Consider the following 544-nt stretch of genomic DNA (forward strand, 5'->3'; position numbering starts at 1 on the left):
CGCGTCCCGCGCGCTGCCGACCGGCGCGGTCGCCCCGGCGGCGGACACGCTGGGCGTCAGCCCGGCGGCGGCGCCGGCGGGCGCCCCCGCCCCGGCCCAGGCGGCGGGCGGGCTGCTGCAGTCGCTGCCGGTGGGCCAGGCGCTGAACGGCAACCAGCTGCCGCTGGGGTCGCCGCAGCTGCCCTCGCTGAAGAGCCTGCCGATGGGCCCGACCACCCCCGGCCTGGGCGCGGCGACGGGCCTGGCCGGCCAGCTCCCCGGCTACGTCTCCGGCCTCACCGCGGCCGCCCCGGGCACCGTCCTGCCCGTCTGACGCCGGGAGCAACCCGGCACCCCCCCCTGGGGCCGCTGGGGGCACCCCGCCCCCGCCAGGGGCGCGGGGAACTGCGCGACCAGCCCAGCGCTCGGGGAGGTCCGTCCCATCGAAGGGGTCGGACCTCCCCGAGCGGTGTGTTCCCACGCAGTTCCTCGCGCCCCTGGCGGGGCGTTGGTCAGCGCAGGCGGGCGACTGCGGCGGCGACGCGTTCGTCCGTCGCCGTGGAGG

General features: G+C 80.7%; 1 pseudogene. It reads left to right on the top strand.

Going from position 1 to position 544, the window contains the following annotated elements:
• Nucleotides 1-313: pseudogene (locus tag ACFP3V_RS29900) on the top strand (hypothetical protein); the annotation flags it as partial.
• Between the last annotated feature and the right edge of the window lie 231 nt (nt 314-544).

It is taken from the genome of Streptacidiphilus monticola (assembly GCF_042658505.1).
In the GTDB taxonomy this organism is placed as follows: Bacteria; Actinomycetota; Actinomycetes; order Streptomycetales; family Streptomycetaceae; genus Streptacidiphilus; species Streptacidiphilus monticola.